Annotated in this window: 14 protein-coding genes and 2 rRNA genes (1 of these 16 only partly in view); 11 read left to right on the top strand and 5 right to left on the bottom strand. The window is 65.1% G+C overall.

The genetic code is table 11. The features are described from left to right. From KSS93_RS26155 to yfiB, 8 genes are all read left to right on the top strand, one after another. Positions 1-2,552: ribosomal RNA gene (locus KSS93_RS26155) — 23S ribosomal RNA — on the top strand (it extends 341 nt beyond the left edge of the window). A gap of 144 nt (positions 2,553-2,696) precedes the next feature. Next, positions 2,697-2,812, top strand: a 5S ribosomal RNA gene (rrf, locus tag KSS93_RS26150). 202 nt (positions 2,813-3,014) lie between these two features. Continuing rightward, the gene (recC, locus tag KSS93_RS26145) at positions 3,015-6,497 is read left to right on the top strand and encodes an exodeoxyribonuclease V subunit gamma (protein WP_217886610.1); all 3,483 of its coding nucleotides are present in this window, start codon (positions 3,015-3,017) and stop codon (positions 6,495-6,497) included. Beyond that, positions 6,494-10,165 (top strand): exodeoxyribonuclease V subunit beta, encoded by a 3,672-nt coding sequence (gene recB / locus KSS93_RS26140; RefSeq protein ID WP_217886609.1) that lies wholly within the window; start codon positions 6,494-6,496, stop codon positions 10,163-10,165. Before recC ends, recB begins: the two co-directional genes overlap by 4 nt. Beyond that, positions 10,162-12,237 (top strand): exodeoxyribonuclease V subunit alpha, encoded by a 2,076-nt coding sequence (gene recD / locus KSS93_RS26135; protein ID WP_217886608.1) that lies wholly within the window; start codon positions 10,162-10,164, stop codon positions 12,235-12,237. The genes recB and recD overlap by 4 nt, the downstream gene beginning before the upstream one ends. A 372-nt stretch (positions 12,238-12,609) precedes the next feature. Then, a complete protein-coding gene (gene yfiR / locus KSS93_RS26130; protein ID WP_217886607.1) occupies positions 12,610-13,173 on the top strand; it encodes a regulatory sequestration protein YfiR in 564 nt (187 codons plus the stop codon). After that, positions 13,170-14,447 carry a diguanylate cyclase DgcN/YfiN gene (gene dgcN / locus KSS93_RS26125; RefSeq protein WP_217886606.1) on the top strand — a complete coding sequence of 426 codons (1,278 nt, stop codon included), beginning with the start codon at positions 13,170-13,172 and terminating at the stop codon, positions 14,445-14,447. The genes yfiR and dgcN overlap by 4 nt, the downstream gene beginning before the upstream one ends. 17 nt (positions 14,448-14,464) lie before the next feature. Further along, the gene (gene yfiB / locus KSS93_RS26120; protein WP_217888809.1) at positions 14,465-14,944 is read left to right on the top strand and encodes an outer membrane lipoprotein YfiB; all 480 of its coding nucleotides are present in this window, start codon (positions 14,465-14,467) and stop codon (positions 14,942-14,944) included. A gap of 57 nt (positions 14,945-15,001) precedes the next feature. Here yfiB and KSS93_RS26115 read toward each other — a convergent pair whose 3' ends face one another. After that, the gene (locus tag KSS93_RS26115; RefSeq protein ID WP_217886605.1) at positions 15,002-15,952 is read right to left on the bottom strand and encodes a LysR family transcriptional regulator; all 951 of its coding nucleotides are present in this window, start codon (positions 15,950-15,952) and stop codon (positions 15,002-15,004) included. Positions 15,953-16,086: 134 nt separating this feature from the next. Here KSS93_RS26115 and KSS93_RS26110 point away from each other — a divergent pair, with 134 nt between their 5' ends. Together KSS93_RS26110 and mmsB are read left to right on the top strand one after the other, a co-directional pair. Continuing rightward, complete coding sequence (locus KSS93_RS26110) at positions 16,087-17,613, top strand: CoA-acylating methylmalonate-semialdehyde dehydrogenase (RefSeq protein ID WP_217886604.1); 1,527 nt, start codon at positions 16,087-16,089, stop codon at positions 17,611-17,613. 11 nt (positions 17,614-17,624) lie between these two features. Further along, entirely contained in the window at positions 17,625-18,515 is an 891-nt protein-coding gene (gene mmsB / locus KSS93_RS26105) for a 3-hydroxyisobutyrate dehydrogenase (RefSeq protein ID WP_217886603.1), read from the top strand. Positions 18,516-18,903: 388 nt separating this feature from the next. Here mmsB and KSS93_RS26100 read toward each other — a convergent pair whose 3' ends face one another. Together KSS93_RS26100 and dmeF are read right to left on the bottom strand one after the other, a co-directional pair. Further along, entirely contained in the window at positions 18,904-19,248 is a 345-nt protein-coding gene (locus tag KSS93_RS26100; RefSeq protein ID WP_038411964.1) for a cupin domain-containing protein, read from the bottom strand. 96 nt (positions 19,249-19,344) lie between these two features. Further along, positions 19,345-20,274: a CDF family Co(II)/Ni(II) efflux transporter DmeF gene (dmeF, locus tag KSS93_RS26095; protein ID WP_217886602.1), complete on the bottom strand. Its 930-nt coding sequence runs from the start codon at positions 20,272-20,274 to the stop codon at positions 19,345-19,347. 69 nt (positions 20,275-20,343) lie between these two features. Between dmeF and KSS93_RS26090 the strand changes: the two genes are divergently transcribed. Next, entirely contained in the window at positions 20,344-20,619 is a 276-nt protein-coding gene (locus KSS93_RS26090) for a metal/formaldehyde-sensitive transcriptional repressor (RefSeq protein WP_217886601.1), read from the top strand. 213 nt (positions 20,620-20,832) lie between these two features. Here the strand turns inward: KSS93_RS26090 and KSS93_RS26085 are convergent, their stop codons facing one another. Both KSS93_RS26085 and KSS93_RS26080 read right to left on the bottom strand, forming a co-directional pair. Then, complete coding sequence (locus tag KSS93_RS26085; RefSeq protein WP_217886600.1) at positions 20,833-21,765, bottom strand: phosphatidate cytidylyltransferase; 933 nt, start codon at positions 21,763-21,765, stop codon at positions 20,833-20,835. 1 nt (position 21,766) lies between these two features. Then, positions 21,767-22,390 carry a lysophospholipid acyltransferase family protein gene (locus KSS93_RS26080; RefSeq protein WP_217886599.1) on the bottom strand — a complete coding sequence of 208 codons (624 nt, stop codon included), beginning with the start codon at positions 22,388-22,390 and terminating at the stop codon, positions 21,767-21,769. Positions 22,391-22,394 lie beyond the last annotated feature (4 nt).

Raw genomic sequence — 22,394 nt, 5'->3', positions numbered from 1 at the left:
ATCTCTTGCCAGTGAAATCGAGTAGGACGGAGCACGAGAAACTTTGTCTGAACATGGGGGGACCATCCTCCAAGGCTAAATACTACTGACTGACCGATAGTGAACCAGTACCGTGAGGGAAAGGCGAAAAGAACCCCGGAGAGGGGAGTGAAATAGAACCTGAAACCGTATGCGTACAAGCAGTGGGAGCCTACTTTGTTAGGTGACTGCGTACCTTTTGTATAATGGGTCAGCGACTTATATTCAGTGGCGAGCTTAACCGAATAGGGGAGGCGTAGCGAAAGCGAGTCTTAATAGGGCGCTTTAGTCGCTGGGTATAGACCCGAAACCGGGCGATCTATCCATGGGCAGGTTGAAGGTTAGGTAACACTGACTGGAGGACCGAACCGACTACCGTTGAAAAGTTAGCGGATGACCTGTGGATCGGAGTGAAAGGCTAATCAAGCTCGGAGATAGCTGGTTCTCCTCGAAAGCTATTTAGGTAGCGCCTCATGTATCACTGTAGGGGGTAGAGCACTGTTTCGGCTAGGGGGTCATCCCGACTTACCAAACCGATGCAAACTCCGAATACCTACAAGTGCCGAGCATGGGAGACACACGGCGGGTGCTAACGTCCGTCGTGAAAAGGGAAACAACCCAGACCGTCAGCTAAGGTCCCAAAGTCATGGTTAAGTGGGAAACGATGTGGGAAGGCTTAGACAGCTAGGAGGTTGGCTTAGAAGCAGCCACCCTTTAAAGAAAGCGTAATAGCTCACTAGTCGAGTCGGCCTGCGCGGAAGATGTAACGGGGCTCAAACCATGCACCGAAGCTACGGGTATCACCTTTGGTGATGCGGTAGAGGAGCGTTCTGTAAGCCTGTGAAGGTGAGTTGAGAAGCTTGCTGGAGGTATCAGAAGTGCGAATGCTGACATGAGTAACGACAATGCGAGTGAAAAACTCGCACGCCGAAAGACCAAGGTTTCCTGCGCAACGTTAATCGACGCAGGGTTAGTCGGTCCCTAAGGCGAGGCTGAAAAGCGTAGTCGATGGAAAACAGGTTAATATTCCTGTACTTCTAGTTATTGCGATGGAGGGACGGAGAAGGCTAGGCCAGCTTGGCGTTGGTTGTCCAAGTTTAAGGTGGTAGGCTGAAATCTTAGGCAAATCCGGGATTTCAAGGCCGAGAGCTGATGACGAGTGCTCATTAGAGCGCGAAGTGGTTGATGCCATGCTTCCAAGAAAAGCTCCTAAGCTTCAGATAACTAGGAACCGTACCCCAAACCGACACAGGTGGTTAGGTAGAGAATACCAAGGCGCTTGAGAGAACTCGGGTGAAGGAACTAGGCAAAATGGCACCGTAACTTCGGGAGAAGGTGCGCCGGCGAGGGTTAAGGACTTGCTCCGTAAGCCCATGCCGGTCGAAGATACCAGGCCGCTGCGACTGTTTATTAAAAACACAGCACTCTGCAAACACGAAAGTGGACGTATAGGGTGTGACGCCTGCCCGGTGCCGGAAGGTTAATTGATGGGGTTAGCGCAAGCGAAGCTCTTGATCGAAGCCCCGGTAAACGGCGGCCGTAACTATAACGGTCCTAAGGTAGCGAAATTCCTTGTCGGGTAAGTTCCGACCTGCACGAATGGCGTAACGATGGCGGCGCTGTCTCCACCCGAGACTCAGTGAAATTGAAATCGCTGTGAAGATGCAGTGTATCCGCGGCTAGACGGAAAGACCCCGTGAACCTTTACTATAGCTTTGCACTGGACTTTGAGCTTGCTTGTGTAGGATAGGTGGGAGGCTTTGAAGTGGGGACGCCAGTTCTCATGGAGCCATCCTTGAAATACCACCCTGGCAACCTTGAGGTTCTAACTCAGGTCCGTTATCCGGATCGAGGACAGTGTATGGTGGGTAGTTTGACTGGGGCGGTCTCCTCCCAAAGAGTAACGGAGGAGTACGAAGGTGCGCTCAGACCGGTCGGAAATCGGTCGTAGAGTATAAAGGCAAAAGCGCGCTTGACTGCGAGACACACACGTCGAGCAGGTACGAAAGTAGGTCTTAGTGATCCGGTGGTTCTGTATGGAAGGGCCATCGCTCAACGGATAAAAGGTACTCCGGGGATAACAGGCTGATACCGCCCAAGAGTTCATATCGACGGCGGTGTTTGGCACCTCGATGTCGGCTCATCACATCCTGGGGCTGAAGCCGGTCCCAAGGGTATGGCTGTTCGCCATTTAAAGTGGTACGCGAGCTGGGTTTAGAACGTCGTGAGACAGTTCGGTCCCTATCTGCCGTGGACGTTTGAGATTTGAGAGGGGCTGCTCCTAGTACGAGAGGACCGGAGTGGACGAACCTCTGGTGTTCCGGTTGTCACGCCAGTGGCATTGCCGGGTAGCTATGTTCGGAAGAGATAACCGCTGAAAGCATCTAAGCGGGAAACTTGCCTCAAGATGAGATCTCACTGGGATCTTGAATCCCCTAAAGGGCCGTCGAAGACTACGACGTTGATAGGTTGGGTGTGTAAGCGCTGTGAGGCGTTGAGCTAACCAATACTAATTGCCCGTGAGGCTTGACCATATAACACCCAAGCAATTTGTGCGTGAGCCGAATTGTGGTGGTGAAGACGAAAGAACCGAAAGTTCACAACGTCAGCAAGAACCACAAATATCGCATATCCGAATTCGCTGGGCTGTTCATCTGAACGGGCTGGCTACCGAATTTCTTGACGACCATAGAGCATTGGAACCACCTGATCCCATCCCGAACTCAGCAGTGAAACGATGCATCGCCGATGGTAGTGTGGGGTTTCCCCATGTGAGAGTAGGTCATCGTCAAGATTCATTTCGCAAAACCCCTATCTGCGCATGCAGGTAGGGGTTTTGTCTTTGTGCGGCGGAAAACCAGAGCCCCGCTATGCGGCCCGCCCAGGCAACGCACATACCTGCCAAGGCCCTATCGCCGGCAAGCCGGCTCCTACAGGCCCCGCAACACCCGTGGTATGGTTCCCCCAGCATAAGCCCCTGCCCCAAAGAGCACTCAATGGCCATAACGACCTCACTGCACCCAGGTTTCATGATCGTCCAGGGCAACCGCCTGGATGAGCTGCGCAATCTGGTGGTGAGCGTCATGCGCCGTTACCCGCTGGCCCCACTGGAAAACGAAATCGCCCTGGTGCAAAGCAACGGCATTGCCCAGTGGCTGAAGTTGGCCCTCGCCGAAGACCCGCAGGACGATGACCAGGGAGGCTGCGGTATCGCAGCCGCCATCGATGTGCAATTGCCCGGCAGTTTCATGTGGCAGCTGTATCGCCAGGTATTGGGCCGCGACGAGATCCCGCAAGTGTCGCTGCTGGACAAGGCCCCCTTGACCTGGCGCCTGATGCGTCTGCTTCCCCAGGTCATCGAGCGTCCGCACTTCGAACCGCTGCGCCGCTTCCTCACCGACGACAGCGACCTGCGCAAGCGCTACCAGCTGTCCGAGCGCCTGGCAGATCTCTTCGACCAATACCAGGTGTACCGCGCCGACTGGCTCAAGGACTGGGCCAGCGGCAACCACGTTCTCAACACCGCACGCGGCGAGCGCAAGCCCCTGGCGGCCGGCAACCGCTGGCAGGCCGAGCTGTGGCGCATCCTGCTTGAAGATGTAGGCGAAGCCGGCATGGCCCAGAGCCGTGCCGGCGTGCACCAGCGCTTCATCGAGCACATCAACGCCCTGGAAGAAGCTCCCAATGGCCTGCCCGCCCGCCTGATCGTGTTCGGTATCTCTTCGCTGCCCGCCCAGGTGCTCGAAGCCCTGGCGGGCCTTGCCAGGTTCAGCCAGGTGCTGTTGTGCGTGCACAACCCCTGCCGCCACCACTGGGGCGACATCGTTGCCGACAAGGACCTGCTGCGCCACCAGTACAAGCGCCAGCAACGCAAGCAAGGCATGCCGCTGCAGCTGGACGACGAGTCGCTGCACCAGCACGCCCACCCGCTGCTCGCCGCCTGGGGCAAGCAAGGCCGCGACTACATCAACCTGCTCGACAGCTACGACGACCCTGGCAGCTACCAAGGGGTATTCAGCGACGGCCGCATCGACCTGTTCAGCGACGCCGACCCCAAGACCCTGCTCAACCAGCTACAGGACGACATTCTCGAACTGCGCCCGCTGGCCGAAACCCGTGAGCAGTGGCCCGCAGTCGACCCCGCAAAGGATCGCTCGGTGCGCTTCCATGTAGCGCACAGCCCGCAGCGTGAAGTAGAGATCCTCCACGACCAGTTGCTCGCCCGCTTCGGTGCCGACCCCACGCTGCGCCCACGGGACATCATCGTCATGCTTCCGGCCATCGATGCCTATGCGCCGCACATCCGTGCGGTATTCGGCCAGCTGGATCGAAGCGACCCGCGCTACATCCCGTTCACCCTCACCGACCAGGGCCAGCGCGGCCGCGACCCGCTACTGATCGCCCTCGAACACCTGCTCAAATTGCCCGACAGCCGCTTTGCCGTCAGTGAAGTGCTCGACCTGCTCGACGTACCTGCCGTGCGCGCTCGCTTCGCCATCCAGGAAAGCGACCTGCCCACTCTGCATCGCTGGATCGAGGGCGCCGGCATTCGCTGGGGCCTCAGCGCCGAGCAGCGTGCGACCCTCGGCCTGCCTGGAGGCCTTGAGCAGAACAGCTGGCGTTTCGGCCTGCGGCGCATGCTGCTGGGCTATGCCGTGGGTGTGGGCGAAGGTTGCGACGGTATCGAACCCTACGACGAGATCGGCGGCCTCGACGCCGCCCTGATAGGCCCGCTGGTGGCCCTGCTCGACGCCCTCGAAGTCGCCTGCCAGGCCCTGACCCAGCCAGCCACCGCAACCGAGTGGGGCGAGCGTCTGCACGCCCTGTTGCAGGTGTTCTTCCTCGCCGAACACGAGCACGACGAACTGCTGCTGGCCCAGCTCCAGGATTTGCGCGACACCTGGCTCGAGACCTGCGAGTCGGTCGCCCTGCAAGACCCGCTGCCGCTCACAGTGGTGCGCGAAGCCTGGCTGTCGGGCCTTGACCAAGGCAAGTTGTCCCAGCGCTTTCTCGCAGGCTCCGTGAACTTCTGCACCCTGATGCCCATGCGCGCCATCCCGTTCCGCGTGGTCTGCCTGCTGGGCATGAACGACGGCGACTACCCGCGCGCCCAGCAACCGCTGGACTTCGACCTGATGGCCAGCGACTACCGCCCCGGCGACCGTTCGCGACGCGAGGACGACCGCTACCTGCTGCTCGAAGCCCTGCTGTCCGCCCGCGACCAGCTTTACGTCAGCTGGGTGGGCCGCAGCATCCGCGACAACAGCGAGCGCCCGTCCTCGGTACTGATCGGCCAGTTGCGCGACCACCTCGCCGCCGGTTGGCAACTGGCCGGCGCCAAGCCCGGGCAGAAGGACGACCCCGGCCAGCAACTGCTGCACGCCCTGACCCAGGAACACCCGCTGCAACCCTTCAGCCAGCGCTACTTCCAGAAGGGCAGTGCGCTGTTCAGCTTCGCCCACGAGTGGCTGGCCCTGCACCAGGCCGGTGAAGGCGAGCAGGCAGAACCCCAAGCCCTGCCACCGTTCAGCAGCGATGAACCACTGACCCTGGTGCAATTGCAGGATTTCCTGCGTCACCCGGTGCGGCACTTCTTCAGCCAGCGCCTGAAGGTATTCTTCGAAGCCCTGGAAGCACCCACCCCCGACGAAGAACCCTTCGTCCTCGACGCCCTGCAACGCTATGGCCTGAGCGAAAGCCTGCTCGGCGCCGCGCTGGCCGAGCCCGACAACGCCGAACAAGCCCTGCAGCGCCAGGCCCGGCGCCTGCAAGCCTGCGGCCTGTTGCCCCTGGCCGGTTTCGGCGAAGCCCTGCAGGCCGAGCTGATCCAGCCACTGCCCGACCTGCTGCAACGCCACCGCCAGTTGCTGCAACGTTGGCCGGCCGTGGTCGAAGGCGCCTTGCCGATCCACTTCGAGCACGGCCCGCACGCGCTGGAAGGCTGGCTCGGCCGCGTCTACCAGGCACAAGACCAAAGCCTGCTGAGCATCAACACCGTCCCCAACACCCTTAGCGCCGGGCGCAATGCCCTCAAGTGGCAACGCCTGATCCCGGCCTGGGTGATGCACCTGGCCGCCTGTGCCAGCGGCTACCCGCTGCACACCGCGCTGGTGGCCAGCGACCTCACCCTGTTGCTGGCCCCCCTGGCCAGGGAAGAGGCCGCCGAGCGCCTCGCCGACCTGCTGGTAGCCCGCCAGGCTGCGATGAACGCACCGCTGCCGGTGGCCGCCAAAACTGCCTTCGCCTGGCTGGCCCAGAGCGACCCGGACAAGGCCCTGGCCGCAGCAACCCGCGCCTATGAAGGCGACGGCCAGAACAGCTTCGGCGAGCGCAGCGAAAGCCTGGCCCTGGCCCGCCAGTACCGCGACTTCGCCGCCCTGGCCCAGGACGAAACCTTCGAAGGCTGGTGCGAAACCCTGTACCGCCCCCTGTTCGCTGCCCCCTGGCAGACCCTCGGCAACCCGGAGAGCGCCCAATGAGCCAGGCCCGCCCATTGGCCCTGAGTTTCCCCCTGCACGGCAGCCAACTGATCGAGGCCAGTGCCGGCACCGGCAAGACCTTCACCATCTCGGCGCTGTACCTGCGCCTGATCCTCGGCCACGGTGGCGAGCAGGCCTTCGAGCGTGAACTGCTGCCACCGCAGATCCTCGTGGTGACCTTCACCGACGCCGCCACCAAAGAGCTGCGCGAGCGTATCCGCGCCCGCCTGGCCGAAGCCGCGCGGTTTTTCCGCGGCGAACTCGAAGGCGCCGACCCGCTGTTGCACCTGCTGCGCGCCGACTACCCCGAGGAGCACTGGCCACGCTGCGCCAACCGCCTGGAAATCGCCGTACAGTGGATGGACGAGGCCGCCGTCTCGACCATTCACGGTTGGTGCCAGCGCATGCTGCGCGAGCACGCCTTCGACAGCGGCAGCCTGTTCACCCAAAGCCTGGAAACCGACCACAGCGAGCTGCTCGGCCAGGTGGTGCGCGACTACTGGCGGCGCTTTTGCTACGGCATGCGCGGTGAGTCGCTGGCCTGGGTGCGCGGCAACTGGGGCAGCCCCGATGCGCTGCTGTCGCGCATCCGCCCGCTGTTCGGGCGGGTGCGCGACAGCGTACAGGCCGAGGAGCCGCAGGCGCTGATCGAAGCCACCCTGCGCCAGCGCACCGAACAACTGAACCAGCTCAAGGCCCCCTGGGCCGCCTGGGCCGATGAGCTGCAGCAAATCTGCCGCGACGCCGTGGCCGCCAAGCAGGCCGATGGCCGCAAGTTGCAAGCACGCTTTTTCGAGCCCTGGTTCGACAAGCTGCGCACCTGGGCCGGAGACGAGCAGGCCATGGAGCTCGACCTGGGCACCGGCTTCACCCGCCTGACCCCCGCCGGCATGGCCGAGGCGTGGAAGGCCGGCGAGCCCCCCGAGCACCCGGCGTTGCACGCCATGCAGGGGCTGCGCGATGAGCTGCAAGGCCTCGCCAGCCCCGACGTGCAATTGCTGGAGCATGCCGCCGGCTGGGTTTCGGCGCGTTTCGAAACAGAAAAGCGCCGCCGCGCCGAAATGGGCTTCGACGACATGCTCCTGCGCCTGCAGCACGCCCTGGCCAGCGAAGCCGGCGAGCGCCTGGCCGGGCTGATTCGCGAGCAGTTCCCGGTGGCGCTGATCGACGAATTCCAGGACACCGACCCGGTGCAGTACGGCATCTTCGAGCGCATCTACCGCATCGGCGAAAACAACCCGCACACCGGCCTGTTCATGATCGGCGACCCCAAGCAGGCGATCTACGCCTTCCGTGGCGCCGACATCTTTACCTACCTCGGCGCCCGCCGCGCGACCCTCGGCCGCCTGCACAGCCTGGACACCAACTATCGCTCAAGCCAGGCCATGGTCGCGGCGGTCAACCGCGTATTTCTGCTGGCCGAAGGGCGTGAGCAGGGCCGTGGTGCCTTCCTGTTCCGCACTGCGCTCGACAACCCGCTGCCCTTCGTCGAGGTCAAGGCCAAGGGCCGCAGCGAGCAGTTGCTGATCGACGGCCAGCCCGCCACCGCTTTGCAATGCTGGCAACTGCAAAGCGACGAGCCGGTGTCCAACACCCTCTACCGCCAGCGCCTGGCCGCCAGTTGCGCCAGCCACATCGTCGCGCTGCTCAATGGCGGCCAGCAGGGCGTCACCGGCTTTGCCGACGGCGACGGCAAGCTGCGTCCCTGCTTGCCATCCGATATTGCCATCCTGGTGCGTGATGGCCGCGAGGCCCAGCTGGTGCGCGCCGAGCTTGCCGCCCGCGATGTGCGCAGCGTGTACCTGTCCGACAAGGACTCGGTGTTCGCCGCGCAAGAAGCCCACGACCTGCTGGCCTGGCTCAAGGCCTGCGCCGAGCCCGATTCCGAGCGCCTGCTCAAGGCCGCTCTGGCCAGCCTCACCCTCGACCTGCCGCTGCTGGAGCTGGAGCGCCTGAACCAGGACGAGCGGGTGTGGGAAGACTGGGTCATGGATTTTCGCCGCTACCGCGACACTTGGCAGCGCCAGGGCGTGCTGCCGATGCTGCGCCGCCTGCTGCACGACTTCCAGCTGCCGCGCAGCCTGATGGGGCGCAGCGACGGCGAACGGGTGCTGACCAACCTTTTGCACCTGGCCGAGCTGCTGCAGCAAGCCGCCGGTGAGCTGGACGGCGAGCAGGCGTTGATCCGCCACCTGGCCGAGCACCTGGCCAACGCTGCGCAGGCCGGTGAAGAACAGATCCTGCGCCTGGAAAGCGACGAGCAACTGGTCAAGGTGGTGACCATCCACAAGTCTAAGGGCCTGGAATATCCGCTGGTGTACCTGCCGTTCATCTGCACCGGCAAACCGGTGGATGGCTCGCGCCTGCCGCTGTCTTGGCACGATGACGACGGCGCCGCCCACCTTACCCTTACCCCCAACGCCGAGCAGATCGAGCGCGCCGACGACGAGCGCCTGGCCGAAGACCTGCGCCTGCTCTACGTGGCCCTGACCCGCGCCCAGCACGCCTGCTGGCTGGGCGTCGCCGACCTCAAGCGCGGCACCCAGCGCAGCTCGCAGTTGCACCGCTCGGCCCTTGGCTACCTGCTCGGCGGCGGCTTGCCGCTGGCAGCCTCGAACCAGCTGGGCGAGTGGCTGGACGCGCTGCAGGCGGCAACCCCCGCCATCGCCCACCTGCCGCTGCCAGAGGCCGACGAGCAACGCTACCGCTCCCCGGCCAGCACGCTTGAGCTGCTGCCCCCGCGCAAACCCCGCCGGGCCGCCGCCGAGCACTGGTGGATCGCCTCCTACAGCGCCCTGCGTGTGGGCGACCAGACGCTGATCGCCGACAGCTCCCAGGCCCAGCAACTGCTGGACGACGAGGTTCTCGACAGCCAGCTGCTGCGCGAAGTGCCGGCCGAGGCGGGCGACATCCACCGCTTCCCCCGTGGCCCGGCGCCCGGCACCTTCCTTCACGGCCTGCTGGAATGGGCCGGCCGCGAAGGCTTCGCCGAAGTCAGCGCCCAGCCCGAACAGATCGAGCACACCGTTGGCCGGCGTTGCAACCGCCGCGACTGGGCCGGCTGGATCCCGACCCTCACCCAGTGGCTGCACGCCATGCTGGTTCAGACCATGCCGCTGCAGGGGGCCAGCCTGACCCTGGCAGGCCTGAGCCAGTACCAGATCGAGATGGAGTTCTGGTTCGCCAGCCACAAGGTCGATGCCCTGCAACTTGACCAACTGGTAGCCCGCCACACCCATGCCGGCGCCGCCCGCCCGGCGGCCCAGCCGACCCAGCTCAACGGCATGTTCAAGGGCTTCATCGACCTTGCCTTCGAACTGGACGGGCGCTACTACGTTGCCGACTACAAGTCCAACTGGCTCGGCCCCGACGCCCAGGCCTACAACGCCCTGGCCATGGAGCAGTCGATCCTCGACCACCGCTACGACCTGCAGTACGTGCTGTACCTGCTGGCCCTGCACCGCCAGCTGCGCGCACGCCTGCCCGACTACGACTACGACCGCCACGTCGGCGGTGCCCTGTTCATCTTCCTGCGCGGCGTCACCGCCGCTGGCCACGGGCTGTACCACGCCCGCCCGCCACGGGCGCTGATCGAAGCGCTCGATGCGCTGTTCCGCGGCGAAAGCGCCCCGGCGCAGCAGGACCTGTTTGCCGGAGCCGCGCCATGAGCCGAAGCCTCGACGACCTGCTGCCCACCGCCCTGCAAGCCGAGCACCTCAGTGCCCTGGCGCCGCTGCACAGCAGCCTCGACCTGCTGGCCCTGCTCGACCGCTGGGTGGAGCGCGGCTGGCTGCGCGCCCTCGACCGGGCGTTCGTCAGCTTCCTTGAAGAACGCGCCCCCGGCAGCGACCCGCTGGTACTGCTGGCCGCCGCACTGGCCAGCCACCAGCTGGGCCACGGCCACGTGTGCCTGGACCTGGCGCAGACCCTCGCCGAGCCAGACTTCGCCTTGTCGCTGCCGCCGGAGGGCGATGCCCTGGCCGGCCCGCTGCTGCTGCCTTCGCAGCTGCTGGCCAGCCTCGACCTGCCGACCTGGCTGCAACGCATCAGCGAAAGCCCGCTGGTGGCCGACGCCGATGCCCCCGGGCAATCGCCCCGGCCCCTGGTACGCAGCGGCGAGCGCCTGTACCTGCGCCGCTACTGGTCCTATGAGCGGCGCATCGACTCGGCGCTGCACCAGCGCCTGGCGCGCCAGCAGGCGCAGCAGCCCGACCTGGCCGAGCGCCTCGGGCAGCTGTTCGCCGGCGGCGCACCGGCAGGCGAGGTGGACTGGCAGAAGCTCGCCTGTGCCCTGGCCACCCGTGCCGGTTTCAGCGTTATTACCGGCGGCCCCGGCACCGGCAAGACCACCACCGTGGTACGCCTGCTGGCCCTGCTGCAGGCCCCTGCGGTAGAGCAGGGCAGGCCGCTGCGCATCCGCCTGGCGGCGCCCACCGGCAAGGCCGCCGCACGTCTTACCGAGTCCATCGGCCAGCAGGTCGAGCGCTTGCAGGTGGACGGTGCCGTACGCGCGCAGATCCCCACCGAGGTCAGCACCGTGCACCGCCTGCTCGGCAGCCGCCCAGGCTCGCGGCACTTTCGCCACAACGCCGGCAACCCGCTGCCGCTGGATGTACTGGTGGTCGATGAAGCCTCGATGATCGACCTGGAGATGATGGCCAACCTGCTCGACGCCCTGCCGCCGGCTGCGCGCCTGGTACTGCTTGGCGACAAGGACCAGTTGGCCTCGGTGGAAGCCGGCGCGGTGCTGGGCGATTTGTGCCGCGACGCCGAAACCGGCTGTTACTGGCCGCAGACCGTCAATTGGCTGGAACAGGTGGGCGGCCAGTCGCTGGCCGCCAGCGGCCTGCTGCCAGGCATCGCCGAGCGCAACCCGCTGGCCCAGCAGATCGTCATGCTGCGCCATTCGCGGCGCTTCGGCGAAGGCAGCGGCATTGGCCAGCTGGCCCGGCTGGTCAACCGCCAGCAGGCAGACCAGGCCCGCGAGCTGCTCAACAGCGCGCCGCAGGACGTGTTTTGCCTGACCCTGGGCGGCGAGCACGACAGGCGCTTCGACCGCCTGCTGCTCGATGGCCTCGACCGCGGCCCCGAAGGCCCGCAGGGCTACCGCGGCTACCTGCGCACTATCGGCCGCCTGCGCCCGCCGCCCGGCACCCCTGGCGACGACCCGCGCTGGGAGCAGTGGGCGGCGCAAGTGCTGCGCAGCTTCGAAGATTTCCAGCTGCTGTGCGCCGTGCGCAAAGGGGTGTGGGGCGTCGAGGGCCTGAACGAGCGCGTGGCCCGCGTGCTGCACAACGCCGGGCTGATCGACAACCAGCAAGCCTGGTACGAAGGCCGCCCGGTGCTGGTGACCCGCAACGACTACGGCCTGGGCCTGATGAACGGCGACATCGGCATCGCCCTGCGCCTGCCTGACGATCAGGGCCAGGCGCTGCTGCGCGTGGCCTTCCCGCGTAACGACGGCAGCGGCGGGGTGCGCTTCGTGCTGCCCAGCCGCCTGAGCGAAGTAGAGACCGTGTTCGCCATGACCGTGCACAAGTCCCAGGGCTCGGAGTTCGCCCACACCGCCTTGGTGCTGCCCGACGCGCTGAACCCGGTGCTGACCAAGGAGCTGGTGTACACCGGCATCACCCGCGCCAAGCATTGCTTCAGCCTGATCGAGCCGCGCCAGGGCGTGTTCGAGGAGGCGGTCCTGCGCAAGGTCCGGCGCATCTCCGGCCTGATGCTCGAGCAGCTCTGACCTGTAGGAGCCGGCTCGCCGGCGATAGCGTCCTCAGCCCGAGCATCACGTCAACAGGCCCGGCCTCATCGCCGGCAAGCCGGCCCTCATAGAACAAACTACAAGCTATTGATTTAACACGGTTCCTGTGGGAAGCGGCCTTGCCCGCGAACACCGGCAAAGCCGGTGCCATCCACCGTGTCGTCTGCTTCGCGGGCAAGCCCGCTCCTACAGGTACGGCGCTGGAGCCGTGTATTGCACAGTCCTGTGGGAGCGGCTTTAGCCGCGAACACCGGCGCAGCCGGTGCCATCCACTGCGCCACCTGCTGCTCCATGCCATCCATGTGCTATCGTTGCGCCGAGTTAAGACGCGATTTTTGAGAGATATCTCACATGACAGGCACCAGGGACCGGTTGACAGGCTGCATGCTATCGCTGTTGCTGGCCGCCCTGTTGCTGTTCGCCGGTGCCACCCACGCTGACTCCGCTACCCCCGCCCAGGCCCAGCAACGCGCCAAGGCTGTAACCCAGGTGGTGCTCGGCATCCTCAGCTACGCCCGCTGGCCCACTGAACCCAACCCCCTGCGCCTGTGCCTGGTGGGCCCCACCGAATACGCCGACGACCTGATCAAGGGCAACCTGCAGAACTCCGGGCAGCCGCTGCTGGTGCGTCGCCTGCTGGCCAACGATGCCAGCGTGGCCAGTGCCTGCGATGCGGTGTACATCGGCCGGCTCGACCAGAGCCTGCGCGAACGGCTGTTCCGGGCCATCAGCGGCCACCCGGTGCTGAGCATCAGCGAGGCCGACGACCCCTGTACCGTGGGCAGCCTGTTCTGCCTGCGGGTCAGCGACCAGCAGGTGGCCTTCGAGGTCAACCTCGACTCGGTCGCCCGCAGTGGCGTGCGCATTCACCCCAGCGTGCTGCAACTGTCGCGGCGCCGGGCGGTGCAGCCATGAAGCCCAAGGCTGTGAGGTTCCCCCGGCCAACCCTGCGCGCGGTGCTCGGCCGTGCCCACTTGCTGGTGGCGTGCCTGGCCGCAGGCCTTGCCGGTGTGCTGGTGACCCTGCTCGGGGTGGCTGCCCTGACGGTCAACGCCAACCACAACCTGCACCTGATCGCCCGCTCCATCAGCTACACCGTCGAGGCGGCGGTGGTGTTCCGCGACAGCGCGGCGGCCAACGAGGCGCTGGCGCTGATCGCCGCCTCGGAGGAGCTGGCCGAAGCCCGCGTCTACGGCAACGACGGCACCCTGCTGGCCCACTGGCAACATGACGGGCAGGGCCTGCTGGCGCAGTTGCAGGCCAAGGTGGCCGGCGTCTTGCTGGAAGAGCCGGTCAACCTGCCGGTGCAGCACATGGGCCGCCAGGTCGGCCATGTCGAGCTGGTCGGCCAGGGCGGCAGCCTGGTGCGTTTTCTGCTCAGCGGCCTGGCCGGCATCCTGCTGTGCGCCGTGGTCAGTGCGCTGCTGGCGCTGTACCTGTCGCGGCGGGTGTTCAGCGACATCATCCGCCCGCTGCGCCACCTGGCCAGCGTGGCCCATGCCGCGCGGCGCGAACGCAGCTTTGGCCGGCGCGTGCCGCAAACCCAGATCGCCGAGCTGAACGAGTTGGGCAACGACTTCAACGCCCTGCTCGACGAACTCGAAGCCTGGCAAAGCCACCTGCAAAGCGAGAACGCAAGCCTTGCCCACCAGGCCAGCCACGACAGCCTCACCGGGCTGCCCAACCGCGCCTACTTCGAAGGCCGCCTGGGCCGCTGCCTGCACAGCGCCGCGCGGTTGCGCGAGCATGCGGCGCTGTTGTTTCTCGACAGCGACCACTTCAAGCAGATCAACGACAGCCTCGGCCACGCCGTGGGCGATGAGGTACTGGTCAGCGTCGCTGCGCGGGTGCGCGCGCAACTGCGTGAGCACGACCTGGTGGCGCGCCTGGGCGGTGACGAATTCGCCGTGCTGCTTGCGCCACTGCAGGCCCGTGAGGATGCCGAGCGCATTGCCGAGAAGATCGTCGCCAGCATGCAGCAGCCGATCCAGCTGGACGATGGCAACAGCCTGACCACCTCGCTGAGTGTCGGCATCGCCTTTTACCCCGACGACGGCCGCGACCCGGCCAGTCTGCTCAATGCCGCCGATGCGGCGATGTACCAGGCCAAGCGCAAACGCCGTGGCCAATGGCAGGTGGCGCAGCCGGAACGCCGCGCCGTGGATGCAAGAACAGGAGCTCAACCGTGATCGACCGCTTGTTGCGTATGCGTTTTCCCTTGCTGGCCGTGTTGCTCGCCGTGCTGGCGCTGCAGGGCTGCCAGAGTGTGCCGCCCAAGGGCCTGACCGCCGAGCAGATCGCGGTGCTCAAACGCGAGGGCTTTGCCCCCACAGACGAAGGCTGGGCGTTCGATCTGTCGGGCAAGGTGCTGTTCGGCAGCGATGTGGACGGCCTCAACAGCCAGAGCCAAAGCATCGTCGAGCGCATCGGCAAGGCCTTGCTGTCGGTGGATATCCAGCGCGTGCGGGTGGACGGCCATGCCGATGCCTCGGGCAAGGCGGCTTACAACCAGCAGCTCTCCGAGCGCCGCGCGCAAAGTGTGGCCCGGGCCCTGCAAAGCATCGGCATGCAGCCGGGCAACATCCAGACCCGCGGCCTTGGCAGCAGCCAGCCGGTGGCCGACAACCGCACCAGCGCCGGGCGCATGGAGAACCGCCGGGTGTCGATCGTGGTGGCGTCGAGCTGACATGACGCGTAGCTCCCCCCCCTGTAGGAGCCGGCAAGCCGGCTACAGGGGAAGCGATCAACCCTGGGCGAACTTCATCTCGCGGGTTTCCCCCATCAGCAACGGCGCATTGGCCTCGGTCACCCCGCGGATATAATCCCACAGCAGGGTAATGCGCTTGAGCTTGCGCAAGTCCTCCCGGCAGTACATCCAGAACTGCCGCGTCACCTCGATTTCATCGGGCAACACCGTCACCAGCCGCTCATCCTGCGCTGCCAGAAAACACGGCAGTATCGCCAGCCCGCGCCCCTGCAACGCCGCCGTGTACTGGGCGATCACGCTGGTACTGCGCAAGTGCGCCTGGGCGTTGGGGATCAGGTTGGCCAGGTACAAAAGCTCCGAGCTGAACGCCAGGTCGTCCACGTAGCTGATGAACGGGTGGCCGGCCAGGTGCGCCACCGAATGGATCGGCGCATGGCTGTCCAGGTAGCCCTGGGTCGCATACAGCCGCAGCCGGTAGTCGCACAGCTTGCAGCACACGTAGGGCCCATGCTCGGGCCGCTCCAGGGCAATGACGATGTCGGCCTCGCGCTTGGACAGGCTGATGAAGTGCGGCAACGGCAGGATATCCACCGAAATCGCCGGCCAGGCATCGACGAAGTGGCTCAACTGCGGGGTGACGAAGAAGCTACCGAAACCCTCGGTGCAGCCCATGCGCACATGCCCCGACAGCGCCACCCCCGAGCCCGACACCTGCTCGCAGGCCATGTGCAGGGTGCTTTCGATGGACTCGGCATAACCCAGCAAACGCTGGCCCTCGGCGGTCAGCACGAAGCCGTTGGTGCGGGATTTTTCAAACAGTAAAGTGCCCAGCGCCCCTTCCAGCGAACTGATCCGCCGCGACACCGTGGTGTAGTCCACGGCCAGGCGCTTGGCCGCGCTGCTGGCCTTGCGGGTGCGCGCCACCTCAAGAAAGAACTTGAGGTCGTCCCAGTTCAGCGCGCTCAGGGAGGTGAGGTCTTTTTGCATGATGATCCGGTTTTTTTGTTAATTCTTGTTGGATGTTTGCACATCTATACTCGAACTCAGCCCCTGTACGCCACCCCGTGTCCGCCCCGGGCGCCGGCATCATCGCTGCGACAATAATTCCAAGGAGAGCGCAGATGAACGCACCGCACACCCCCGACCAGGCCAAGGTCGAGCAGGTGAAACTGCTCATCGACGGCCACTGGGTCGAGTCGAAAACCACCGAATGGCGCGACATCGTCAACCCGGCCACCCAGCAAGTGCTGGCGCGAGTGCCGTTCGCCACCGCAGACGAAGTGGACGCCGCCGTGGCCGCCGCCGAGCGCGCCTTCAAAACCTGGCGTGACACCCCCATCGGCGCGCGCATGCGCATCATGCTCAAGCTGCAGGCGCTGATCCGCGAGCACAGCAAGCGCATCGCCGTTACCTTGAGCGCCGAACAGGGCAAGACCATTGCCGACGCCGAGGGCGATATTTTCCGCGGCCTCGAAGTGGTCGAGCACGCCGCCTCCATCGGCACCTTGCAGATGGGCGAGTTCGCCGAGAACGTAGCCGGTGGCGTCGACACCTACACCCTGCGCCAGCCCATCGGCGTGTGCGCCGGCATCACCCCGTTCAACTTCCCGGCGATGATCCCGCTGTGGATGTTCCCCATGGCCATCGTCTGCGGCAACACCTTCGTGCTCAAGCCGTCCGAGCAGGACCCGCTGTCGACCATGATGCTGGTGGAGCTGGCGCTCGAAGCCGGGGTGCCGGCCGGTGTGCTCAACGTGGTGCACGGTGGCAAGCAGGTGGTCGATGCCATTTGCACCCATCAGGACATCAAGGCCATTTCGTTCGTCGGCTCCACCGAAGTCGGCACCCACGTCTATAACCTGGGCAGCCAGCACGGCAAGCGTGTGCAGTCGATGATGGGCGCCAAGAACCACGCCGTGGTGCTGCCAGACGCCAACCGTGTGCAAACCATCAACGCCCTGGTCGGCGCCGCCTTCGGTGCCGCCGGCCAGCGCTGCATGGCCACCTCGGTGGCGGTGCTGGTGGGCAAGGCCCGCGAATGGCTGCCAGACATCAAGGCTGCCGCCGGCAAGCTCAAGGTCAATGCCGGCTGCGAGCCGGGCACCGATGTTGGCCCGGTGGTCTCCAAGCGCGCCAAGGAGCGCGTGCTGGGGCTGATCGAAAGCGGCATCAAGGAAGGCGCCAAGCTTGAACTGGACGGCCGCGAGGTCAAGGTGCCTGGCTACGAGCAAGGCAACTTCGTCGGCCCGACCCTGTTCTCTGGTGTGCGCACCGACATGCAGGTGTACACCCAGGAAATCTTCGGCCCGGTGCTGGTGACGCTTGAGGTGGACACCCTCGATGAGGCCATCGCCCTGGTCAACGCCAACCCGCTCGGCAACGGCACCGGCCTGTTCACCCAAAGCGGCGCTGCGGCGCGCAAGTTCCAGAGCGAGATCGACATCGGCCAGGTGGGCATCAACATCCCGATCCCGGTGCCGGTACCGTTCTTCAGCTTCACCGGCTCGCGCGGCTCCAAGCTCGGCGACCTCGGCCCGTACGGCAAGCAGGTGGTGCAGTTCTACACTCAGACCAAGACCGTCACCGCCCGCTGGTTCGACGATGACAGCGTCAATGACGGTGTGAACACCACCATCAGCCTGCGCTAAAGGAGTTCGCCATGCGTATCGCATTCATCGGCTTGGGCAACATGGGCGCGCCCATGGCCCGCAACCTGATCAAGGCCGGGCATTCGCTGAACCTGTTCGACCTGAACAAGGCCGTGCTGGCCGAGCTCGCCGAACTGGGCGCACAAGTAAGCAGTTCGCCGAAAGACGCCGCCGCCAGCAGCGAGCTGGTGATCACCATGCTGCCAGCGGCCGCCCATGTGCGCAGCGTGTACCTGGACGAAGACAGCGGCGTGCTGGCCGGCATCCGCCCCGGCACCCCGACCGTGGACTGCAGCACCATCGACCCGCAGACCGCCCGCGAGGTGTCCAAGGCCGCTGCGGCCAAAGGCATCGACATGGGCGACGCGCCGGTATCCGGCGGCACCGGTGGCGCGGCCGCCGGCACACTGACCTTCATGGTCGGTGCCAGCGCCGAGCTGTTCGCAACGCTCAAACCGGTGCTGGAACAGATGGGCCGCAATATCGTGCACTGCGGCGAGGTGGGCACCGGGCAAATCGCCAAGATCTGCAACAACCTGCTGCTGGGCATTTCGATGATCGGCGTGTCCGAGGCCATGGCCCTGGGCAATGCGCTGGGCATCGACACCAAAGTGCTGGCTGGCATCATCAACAGCTCTACCGGGCGTTGCTGGAGTTCGGACACCTACAACCCGTGGCCGGGCATCATCGAGACTGCCCCGGCCTCGCGCGGTTACACCGGCGGCTTTGGCGCCGAGCTGATGCTCAAGGACCTGGGGCTGGCCACCGAAGCGGCGCGCCAGGCGCACCAGCCGGTGATCCTCGGCGCCGTGGCCCAACAGCTGTACCAGGCCATGAGTTTGCGCGGTGAAGGCGGCAAGGATTTCTCGGCGATCGTCGAGGGCTACCGCAAGAAGGATTGATTCCAGAGGTGGGCTTGATCGCATGGCGAGTGCCGCTTCCCCCTGTAACTGCGCACCTGGGGGAAGTGGCACTGGCGATGCGATTTTTTTGCCCGTCAAATCAGGGGTGCGCATAACTGTAGGAGATCACCCAGCCCTTTTGGGCTGCGCTGTCGCGCAGAGAACTAGTCTCGCAGATGCACCGCGGCCCTTGTGGGAAGCGGCCTTGTGTCGCGATGGGCTGCGCAGCAGCCCCGGCAATTTTTGCATCAAAGTGAGATCTTGGGGCCGCTTCGCGGCCCATCGCGACACAAGGCCGCTTCCCACAGGAACCGTGTTAAATCAATAGCTTGTAGTTTGTTCTATGAGAGCCGGCCGGCTCCTACAGGTTGTGTGTCAGCCTTGCGAATCAGGCAAACACGAAGTACTTGCGCACCGTCTCGACCACTTCCCAGGTGCCTTTCATGCCCGGCTCGATCACGAACACATCGCCACCTTTGAGGTGCTTGGGCTCTTCACCTTCCGGGGTGATGATGCAGTAGCCTTCGAGGAAGTGGCAGAACTCCCACTTGTCGTAGTTCACCTCGAACTTGCCCGGGGTGCAGATCCAGGTGCCCATGATCTTGCTGCCGTCGGCCGACAGGTAGGCGTTGAGGTTGACGGTGTGCGGCTCGCCGCCGATGCGCTTCCACTTGGTCGCGTCGACCACCGGGGTCGGGCAGGTTTCGCGCAGGACAGTGATGAAATCGGACATGGCGTGGCTCCAGGCAACAGGTGATGTGACCCGTCACCTTAGGGCCATCGCCATCCCCGCAGTTGCCTGGGCTCGACGCTCAGCTGTCTGCCCGCGCTATGCCAGGGCATTCACCTCGACGGTGATATGCGCCAGTTCCTCGTGCACCGCCAGCGCCTGGCGCACGCTGTCGGCGCTCAATGCTGCGGCGGTGGCAAGGCTGACGATGCAGGCGTACTGGTCCTTGCCCACTCGCCACACATGCAGGTCGGTGATGCTCGCCGGTACCGGCAGTTGTGCGACCACTTGGCGAATTTCCTCCACCACCGGTGCGTCCATCTCGGCGTCCAGCAGCACCCGCCCGGTGTCGCGTAGCAGACCACGCGCCCACAGCGCCACCAGCAGCGCACCCACCAGGCCCATCACCGGGTCCAGCCAGCTGGCGCCCCACAGTTTGCCTGCCACCAGGGCGACGATCGCCAGTACCGAGGTGGCGGCGTCGGCGACCACGTGCAGGTAGGCCGAGCGCAGGTTCAGGTCGTGGTGGTGTGAATGCCCATGGTCGTGGTGATGATCGTGGCCGTGGTGGTGATGGTCGTCCCGCAGCAGCCAGGCGCACAGCAGGTTGACCCCCAGGCCGATCACTGCGATGAAGATCGCTTCGTCATAGTGGATCGCGCCAGGGCTGAGCAAGCGCTCGGCCGACTGGAACGCCATCAACCCGGCCACGCCGAGCAGCAGCAGGGCGCTGGAGTAGCCACCGAGGATCTCGATCTTCCAGGTGCCGAAGGCAAAGCGCCGGTCCCGCGCGTAGCGCCGCGCGGCGGCATAGGCCAGCAGCGAAAGGCCCAGCGCCAGGGCGTGGGAGCTCATGTGCCAGCCATCGGCGAGCAGGGCCATGGAATTGAAGAACCAGCCGCCGGCGATCTCGGCCACCATCATCAGCGCAGTAAGCCACACCGCCAGGCGCGTCTTGCGCTCGGCGCCCAGGTTGCTGGTGTGGAACTGGTGGCTGTGTTGCCAGCGGTCGGAGGTTTGCGTGGTCATGGTTTATCATGCTCCCGGAAGATCGTGAAATATACTATACCCCAGTATACCTATGGTGGCGGAAGCACAATGGCACATACCCAAAAGAGCAAGAAGCAACTGCTGACCCGGGTGCGCAAGATCAAGGGCCAGGCCGCAGCTCTGGAGACCGCGCTGGAGCAGGACAAGGACTGCCTGGCGATCCTGCAGCAGATCGCCGCCGTGCGCGGTGCGGTGAACGGGCTGATGGCCGAGGTGATGGAAGGGCATATCCGCGAACACCTGGTAGCGGACGGGCTGAGCGCCGAGCAGCGCCAGGAAGAAGCCGACAAGGTGGCGTCGTTGTTGCGCTCGTACCTGAAGTGACGCCATCGCGGGCAAGCCCGCTCCCACAGGGATCGCATTAGCCTCAGGCCAGCGCTGTACCTGTAGGAGCCAGCTTGCCGGCGATGAGGCCGGGGCGGGCAACACAAGGCAGTTGCTCCCCGAAGCACGTGGGAGCGGGCTTGCCCCGCGATAGCGGCCTAAAGCCGATCACGCAGTGCAGCAATCACCTCAGGCATACCCCTCCCCAGTACCTCACGCCCACCAGTAGCGCACGAAGTGGAAGAACACCGGCGCGGCGAAGCACACCGAGTCCATGCGGTCGAGCATGCCGCCGTGGCCCTCGATCATGTGGCCCCAGTCCTTCACCCCGCGGTCGCGCTTGATCGCCGACATCACCAGCCCACCGAAGAAGCCCATGGCATTGACCGTCAGCGCCATCAGCGCCGCCTGCCAGAAGGTGAACGGGGTGATCCAGCACAGCATGGCGCCGATCAGCGTCGCCAGGGCCACGCCGCCCAGCAGGCCTTCGAGGGTTTTGGACGGCGACAGGTTGGGCGCCACCTTGCGCTTGCCGAACAGCTTGCCGCACACGTACTGCAGCACGTCGGACAGTTGCACTACCAAAATCAGCCAGGCGATCAGCAGCAGGTTGCGGCCCTCGAAGCCGGGGATGTCCAGGGTCATCAGCGCCGGCACCGACGACACGCAGTACACCGCAATCATCAACCCCCATTGCACCTTCGACGCCCGCTCCAGAAAGCGCGTGGTGTCGCCGCCGAAGCTGGCCAGAATCGGCAACAGCAGGAACAGATACACCGGGATGAAAATGCTGAACAGCCCGTACCAGTCCATGGCAATCAGCAGGTACTGCACCGGCAGCGCCACATAGAACGCCGCCACCAGCGCCGGGTAGTCGCTGCGCCGGGTCGGGGTGAGGGTCATGAATTCGCGCAGGGCATAGAACGACACGCCGTAGAACAGCACGATCACGCCGTACTTGCCGAACACAAAGGCAATACCGATCACCAGCACCATCACCCACCAGGCGTTGATGCGCGCGTTGAGGTTGTCGATGACTGCGTGGGGCGCGGCGCCTGCGCGCCACTTGAGCAGGCGGCCGATGACGCTGGCCAGCAACAGCAGGGCGCCGATGCCGGCGAACAGGGACAGGGTGTTGTGATCCATCTCAGGCATCCTTCGGGGCCAGGTTCAGCAGGGCCTGGCGGGCCCGCTCCAGAAACGCGTGCTTGCTCTCGTCCGCCTGCAGGTGCAGCGGCTCGCCAAAGCTCAAGGTGCACAACAGCGGCAGCGGCAGGGCGCGGCCCTTGGGCATCACCCGGTTGAGGTTGGCGATCCACACCGGCACCAGCTCCACCTGCGGGTTGGCCGCCGCCAGGTGGAACAGCCCGCTCTTGAACGCCAGCAACGGCTCGTCACCCAGGTTGCGCGTGCCCTCGGGGAAGAAAATCAGCGAATCGCCCTGGGCGAAGGCGTCCAGCACTGGTTGCAGCGGGTTGCCTTCGGCGGCCGGGCGCTGGCGGTCGATCAGCACCGCGTTGAATACCCGGCGGATGATGAACTCGCGGATGCCCGGCTTGCACCAGTAGTCGGCCCCGGCCACCGGCCGGGTGTGGCGACGCAGGGCCTCGGGCAGCGCCGCCCACAGCAACACGAAGTCGCCGTGGCTGCTGTGGTTGGCGAAGTACAGGCGCTGCACCGGCTGCGGTGTGCAGCCCAGCCACAGGGCGCGGGCGCCGGTGATCAGGCGGGCGGCGGAGGTGATGACGAAGGCAGTCAGGCTGGCGAGCATGGCA

It is taken from the genome of Pseudomonas xanthosomatis (assembly GCF_019139835.1).
GTDB lineage: Bacteria > Pseudomonadota > Gammaproteobacteria > Pseudomonadales > Pseudomonadaceae > Aquipseudomonas > Aquipseudomonas fakonensis.
This window is presented reverse-complemented; position numbering and strand designations above follow the sequence as displayed.